The organism is Azospirillum sp. TSO22-1 (genome assembly GCF_003116015.1).
Taxonomy (GTDB): Bacteria; Pseudomonadota; Alphaproteobacteria; order Azospirillales; family Azospirillaceae; genus Azospirillum.
Window position 1 is genome coordinate 1 of sequence record NZ_LGQZ01000170.1, and the last position, 6,277, is coordinate 6,277.

A 6,277-nucleotide genomic window follows, 5' to 3' on the forward strand; every position below is an offset into this window, starting at 1 on the left:
GCCGTTCCAGGCCAGCGTGCCGACGCGGTCCTGCGGGCCGACGCCCAGGCCTTGCAGCACCCGCACCAGCCGGCGGGCACGCCGTTCGGCGTCGGCGTAGCTGTAGCGGTGGATGACAGTTTCCTGCGGGCCAAGCCGGTGATTGCGCGCTTCTACGCCGGGCACCTGCTGGGCCAGGTCGAGGGCTTCCGCGCGTCGATGGTCGACGGCGCCGCCGCCGTGATGGACTTCGACGAGGTGCACCTGTGAATTGAGGTATCCCTGCGTTTGAACCGCCCCGGACTTCTGCATGCTCTCCATGCAACCGTAATCAGCGTGGAATGGTGACCCGAGCGATCTTCGGTTTGTAATCCCCCGACGAGCGGGCCGCCGCGACAAGCGCGTCGCGGAGAGCGGCGCCCCGCAGGTCCGGCTGGCGCGCGACCGTCTCCACGGCAACGGCGGCGAGGGCGGCGGCGGCGAAACCCGTGCCGCTGCCCACAACCACGGTTGGACCGGCATCCGTCACGGCGACGTATGGAAGCGCACCGCCAACGGCGGCGAGCGATCCAGGGACACGGGAGGAGAATCCGGAGTAGGTTCCGTCCACGTCGATGCTCTCGGCAACCAGAGTCTTGGAAGCGAGTTCGTCTGAAATATCTGCAGACTCAGGCCCAGAATTTCCTGCTGGAACGATGATGAGCCGCTCCTGCTCCAACACTTTCTCGAATACGCGAGCCCAAATCTTTTCTAGAAGAGGCCCAAACGGAAGAATGATTATTGGAGCGTCACTCTTCATGGCTGTGTCGAGAGCGGAGAGGAGTTCGTTGGTTATTATGCTCCCTTTGGCTGACGGCATCTCTTTGACGGGAAAGAAAACGACGTCGGCCAACGGCGTGAGTGCCCGCACAGTTTGAGCAAGCTGCGATCCATACTGATCGACGGTGCCTTCCAGTGGAATGGGTTCCGCCGGCCGGTCAACCCCAAACCACGGCGGCGTGATGCCGGCGACGAGCGCCACCTTCACGCGGGAGCCGTCCGGCACCCCCCCGAGACGATGCAGCTTTTGAACCGCCATGATCTCCGGCAGGTTCGCCAGGGAGTCCGCGGTTGCAGCGAAGACCGCACCGCCGGCCGGCCGTGTCTTGAGCGCGGCGGAGACCGCGCTCACCACGCGCCGCTCACGGAGATACTCAAGCCGCGCTTTCCGATCGTCTTGCGAGGTTGCAGGCGCAAGTTCAGCATAGCGATCGAGGATGCGGATCGCGTTGTCGAAATCCGCGGCGCGCTCGAACAGGAAGGACGCGAGCGCCAGGAATTGCCACTCGCGCGCGGCGACGCCCGCGCTCTCGACGCGCTGTGCCGCCTTGACCATGTCCGCGCGCCACGTCGCCATTTCGGCCGGTCCGGGCTTCGGCTCCGATACGAGCTTCGCCAAGCTCTTCGCGCCAACGACGAAATCCCGCATGGCCGTCCAACCGCCAAAATCGATGCTGGCCTTTGATGAAAGCTTGCTCGACAGGATGTGGTAGGCGATCGGTTCGACCATTTGCTGCGCGGTTCGCTGTGCGCCTGGCGCGGGAGTGTCCAGCGCCAGAATAATCCGCCCTTCCCGGATGATCGGGCCTTCGATGAGGGCAAAGTCCGAGTCGAAGACGACGACCTTGTTTGTGCTCGGCGCGCGAAACAAGTCGATGAGCCACCGAAGCACAGGTCCGAGTTCGACGTTGGCGATCTTAATATCGGGCACATCCGTCGTCGTAATCGCAGTGGACAGGAGTTCGAGCTGCTTCAGCGCCTCCCCCACACGGGCGAGATCAACCCCCCCGCGGACGTCCGAGGCCGCCACCTGTTTCATATCGGGGTTGACCGTGGCTGGCGCCTCCTGCGCGCTCGTCCGGTCGCGTTCACCGCGCCGTTTGGCATCCTCGACGACGCTGTCGCGTCGTCGGCGGGTTTCCTGAAATTCCCGCTCCCACGCTTTGAGCTGGCGGTTGACCGCGTCCGCGCCCGACGCAAGGTCGGCCTTGATGCGCATGAACTCCGCGTTCAGCAGACGCGGCAGAAACGTCTTCATGTCGGCGGTGGTCTGCCCGACCATCTCGAATTCCGGCACCGGGTCTCCGGAATCCGGGATGAACCATTTCACCGTCTGCGAGGCGAGCCAGAGAACGGCCGTCAGCACCAGGGAGATCACGGCGACCCGGGGCAGCCAGGCCAGCGCCCAGGCGATCACGGCAGCAAAGGTCTCCACGGATGCTCCCCCGACACAAGGTTGTTGTTGGCAAGGGTGGTGGTCTTCGACCCGGCATTCCGTTTCACTGCATGTCGCCGTCGGGTGGTGGAATCCCGACGTTGCGGGAGATTTCGATCTCCGAAACCCCTTCGACCTTCTTGAGCTCGTCGATCCGGCTGGCTTCAATCGCCCCCGTGACAGTCCCGGTCAGGGGCATCTTTTGCTTGATCTGAAGACCGATCCGGTGGCAGTTGCGGACCACCTCGTCGAATTCGGCCATCTTGCTGTCGTCGATCAACACGTTGACCTTTATTTCCGGCATGGGCGATCCCCCGTCTTGCAGCGGTTGGCAGCGGCAGCATCCCCACCGCGAGTCCAGTGCCGTCGCGTGGGGCTTTGCTGCCGCTGAATCTTGAGGGATCAAGGCGCCTGCGCAAGTCCCGCGCCGACATCACGGGACAGAAGGTTCAGACGGCGGGCCGTTTGTGCCAGCACCTGAAGCATCGCCCGCCCGCGCGCGTTCGGATCGGATTCCGCAATCAACGCCGCGATGCCGGCCACATGCGGCGTGGCCATGCTCGTCCCCCGGAGCCGGCGATGCAGGATGGGGCGAGGCCACGACGAGTGGATGTTGACTCCCGGCCCGGCAATATCGACCTGACCGCCATCGGGGTTCAGCCCGCCACAGGAAAAGGAGGCAACCTGGAATTGGGCGTCGATCGCCCCCACCGCCATGATCGACGGGCAGTTGGCCGGGTGGCCGACAGGCATGATGAAGCCCGGCCGCTCGCTTTCATTACCGGCGGCCGCGATGATGGCGGTACCGGCGGCCAGCGCTCGCCTGGCAACCCGCTCGAACACCCGAGAATAGCTTTGCCCGATGGTCACAGGGGCGCCAAGCGACATGGAAACGACGGCGCATTGATTGCGCATCGCCCATTCGATGCCTTGGAGAATGCCGCCGTCCGGGCCGCTCCCCTGATTGCTCAGCACCTTGCCGGCATAAATCTCGGCGTTGTAGGCAATTCCGTAGCGGGGCAGCGTGGCCGGTTGGCGGGGACCGCAGGCCGTACCGATGCAGTGGGTGCCGTGGCCATGGCCGTCCTGGGCGTCTTCGCCCTCGATGAACGATTGGGCGACGATGCGCCGTCCCAGGAAGTCGGGATGCTGGAGATCCATGCCGGTATCGAGTACCGCGACCCGGATGCCCCGGCCGCTGTACTGCGATGCCGGCACATTGGTCACCTGCAGGCCCCAAGTGAACTGGACCTCGTCGAGCACAGGCCCGGGAATCGTCCCGGCTTCCTCTGCTGCGGTGCCGCCCGCCATGCGCGCGACGAGTTGGTTGATCGCGTCGCGATACCCCAGGAAGTAGTCCAGCGAGCCCCGCGGCGGCTCCATCGGACCCAGCCGTTGCGCGGGCGGGGCAACGTCGAACATCGCTTGATCCTGCATGGCGTAGACAATTCGCTCGGGCTCCACGGCGAGTATGCTTGAGCTTTCCGCGGCGGCGGCCGAACTCAACGCCCGAAGTTCCTCCGGCGGCGTATCGACCACGGCGACGCCCAATTCCTGCATCAGGACGGCATTCGCGTCGCCGAGCTTGTCGGGGTCGACGACGCCTTCGGAAAAGTCGGCGGTGCTGGCAACCCGCAACCCGGCGATGTCGGCCAACACCTTTCCGCCATCCCTGGAGGCTTCCGAGCGCAACAAAACTAGATAACGCCCGGTGGTTCCCGGATTCGGTGGCTCCAGCCGTCCGTTGCCGTTCCCGCCGCGATCTTGCGGCTCCCTCCCCCCCGACTTACCTCCCGAAGATTTTGCCATGGTTATTCTCCGTTGGATTGGCAGACTTGATTTTGCAGGCTTGGTTTTCTGGCGGATCTTCAACGCTTTACCAAGCGTCGGCGGAAATTTCGACGCACCGTCTCAGCGGTGTCGATGATTTTCGTAGGAAATATTACAGTGATGGCAAGTGTCCAGAAAAGAGATTTTAAGAGGATACGGCAGCTATCAGAGTGCTGTTCTGTCTACTTATTTGGGATAACGCGGACAAATGCATATCGTTGTATGTTAAGAGTGCTGGCGAACATTGCCGCCCGGGAAGAGGCCGTGAGGCTGGCTGCATCGGATCGGCGGAACGCCCCAACTCGGCGTAATCGGGAACTCGAGATAAACGTGTTTATGCCGCGTTCGGCATAAACACGTATCTTGAACCGACCCGAGCAAGGGGGCGACCTGCGCGGCGTCATCGACGTCGCGGTCGGTCAGCGTGGCGGCGACAATCCGGCCACTCGCCGCGTCCATGCCAACATGCAACTTTTTCCAGGAGCGCCGCTTCTTGGTGCCGTGCTTCTCGATCAGCCACTCGCCCGGCCCGCACAGCTTCAGCCCGGTGCTGTCCACCAGCAGGTGGATGGGCCTGCCGCTCGAGCGCGGCGCTGTCGGCAGCGTCACCGTCCGGGCGCGTCGGGCGATGGTGGAGTGGTCGGGTACCGGCAGATCCAGCCCGAGAAGCCGAAGGACTGAGCTGATCAACCCTTCGGTCTGGCGCAGCGCCAAACGGAATACGGCGCGTAGCATCAGGGCCGTCGTGATCGCCAGGTCGGAGTAGCTGGGCTGTCCACCCGGCGTGGTCCACGGCGCCGCCTTCCAGTATGCGATTGCCTCGTCGGTGCCCAGACCGTCAGACTGCCGCGCTGGCGCAGGGCGGCATCGTACTCGGCCCAGTTGAGAACGCGCCGCTTCGGCCGTGGGATGTGGTGACGGCGAGCGGCGTTCGTTTTATGCGGCATGGCGGCAGACCAGTGCGGGAGAGGAGCCTCCGCCTACGACACCGGCCACATCCGTCCACGAATTCACACATCGGCCTCACCAGACCGGAATCCGTTGCGCCAGGCCAACGGCGGCAACCGGGACTCACGAGGGCGCGTTCTGCAGCAGCCGGCAGCCCGGCTCCTTGAGTGTCCCATCGGCGTGGAGGTAGTGGTACAGGGTGCTGGAGGGGATACCGCCCAATTCACGGCAGATCTGGGGAATGCTGCGGGTCCGGTCCGCCATCAGGTGCTGGGCGTAGCGCAAGCGCTCGGCCGTCATAATGCGCGGACGCCGCGGGGCCTGTCAGGAATTTCGTGTGTGGGCGGGCGGTTGCACATGATCAGGCTATGGCCTGCGTGAATCGCGGTCCGAAGAGGACGGCGAACTGGGCCTTGGCCATGCACCACTCGCGGGCTGGCATGCCGGCGCGGTCCCCACCATCGATTTGGCCGCCGTCCGCGACAATTACCGCCTGCTGCGGCGACGGCTGCCCTGATCGGCTACGCCGCCGTACGCGCCAACAACGACCTTATCCTGCGTCAGGCCCTGCCGGCGACGGTCGGGAGCATGGGCGTGGCGCAGACGGCGGAAAGGCTGGTGGCGCTCGCCCCGGCCCTGGCCGCAGCCTCCGACCGCAAGGCCCTGGAGGAGGTGTCGTCCCGCCTCGGCGAGGGCCGCACCGTTTTCTCCGGCCAATTGCAGGAACTGCGCGAAGCCGGTTCGGCGCATGGGCGTTTCGAGGCCATCCTGACGGCGTCGAGGGCCCTGCTCGACAATCTGGCGGCGCTGGATGGTGTGTCCGCCGACCGCATCACCCTGGCGGAGCGGCGGGCCGCCCTGCTGCCCCGGATTGTGGAGGCCGGTACGCAGGTCCAGCGTGTCGCCTCCACCCTCGTCCCGAGCTTGATCAGAACGCCCGGGGAGTCGATGTCCGGATAGGCGATCTGCATGGGCTCGTTGACCTTCAGGTCCTTGACGTTGGCGAGCCGGTTGGCCGGATAGGGGACCCGGGCGGCGGGCACCGCCGCTTTGGCCGGGCTATAAGCAAGGCATCCAGGAGGACCCGCAGCATGTCGCACGATCCCAGCTCCGCGCTTCCCATCGCCATCATCGGGGCAGGTCCGGTCGGTCTTGCCGCCGCCGCGCACGCCGTCCAACGCGGCCTCACCCCCGTCCTCTTCGAGCGCGGCCCGGCGGTCGGCGCCTCGCTGCGGGCGTGGGCGCACGTCCGCGTCTTCTCGCCGT

7 protein-coding genes and 1 pseudogene are annotated in these 6,277 nt (G+C 65.2%); 3 read left to right on the top strand and 5 right to left on the bottom strand.

Annotation, left to right across the window (positions count from 1 at the left end; all coding sequences use genetic code 11):
- Positions 1–249, top strand: a 249-nt coding sequence (locus TSO221_RS32130; protein WP_146208977.1) for a hypothetical protein, incomplete at its 5' end; no start/stop codon positions are given.
- Positions 250–310: 61 nt separating this feature from the next.
- Here the strand turns inward: TSO221_RS32130 and TSO221_RS32135 are convergent.
- From TSO221_RS32135 to TSO221_RS32155, 5 genes and pseudogenes are all read right to left on the bottom strand, one after another.
- Positions 311–2,233 carry a S8 family serine peptidase gene (locus TSO221_RS32135; protein ID WP_109122554.1) on the bottom strand — a complete coding sequence of 641 codons (1,923 nt, stop codon included), beginning with the start codon at positions 2,231–2,233 and terminating at the stop codon, positions 311–313.
- A 64-nt stretch (positions 2,234–2,297) separates the two neighbouring features.
- Positions 2,298–2,537, bottom strand: coding sequence for a hypothetical protein (locus TSO221_RS32140; protein ID WP_109122555.1), 240 nt, complete (start codon positions 2,535–2,537; stop codon positions 2,298–2,300).
- Positions 2,538–2,635: 98 nt separating this feature from the next.
- Positions 2,636–3,889 carry a S8 family serine peptidase gene (locus TSO221_RS32145; RefSeq protein WP_199229720.1) on the bottom strand — a complete coding sequence of 418 codons (1,254 nt, stop codon included), beginning with the start codon at positions 3,887–3,889 and terminating at the stop codon, positions 2,636–2,638.
- A 549-nt stretch (positions 3,890–4,438) separates the two neighbouring features.
- A pseudogene (locus TSO221_RS32150) lies at positions 4,439–5,010 on the bottom strand (IS5 family transposase); the annotation flags it as partial.
- Between the two features lie 124 nt (positions 5,011–5,134).
- Positions 5,135–5,311 carry a hypothetical protein gene (locus TSO221_RS32155; RefSeq protein WP_247878371.1) on the bottom strand — a complete coding sequence of 59 codons (177 nt, stop codon included), beginning with the start codon at positions 5,309–5,311 and terminating at the stop codon, positions 5,135–5,137.
- Between the two features lie 294 nt (positions 5,312–5,605).
- Here TSO221_RS32155 and TSO221_RS35785 point away from each other — a divergent pair, with 294 nt between their 5' ends.
- Together TSO221_RS35785 and TSO221_RS32165 are read left to right on the top strand one after the other, a co-directional pair.
- Positions 5,606–5,971, top strand: a complete 366-nt coding sequence (locus tag TSO221_RS35785; RefSeq protein ID WP_158284273.1) for a hypothetical protein — start codon at positions 5,606–5,608, stop codon at positions 5,969–5,971.
- 131 nt (positions 5,972–6,102) lie between these two features.
- Positions 6,103–6,277: FAD-dependent oxidoreductase (locus TSO221_RS32165; protein WP_146208918.1), on the top strand; the 175-nt coding region annotated here is incomplete at its 3' end.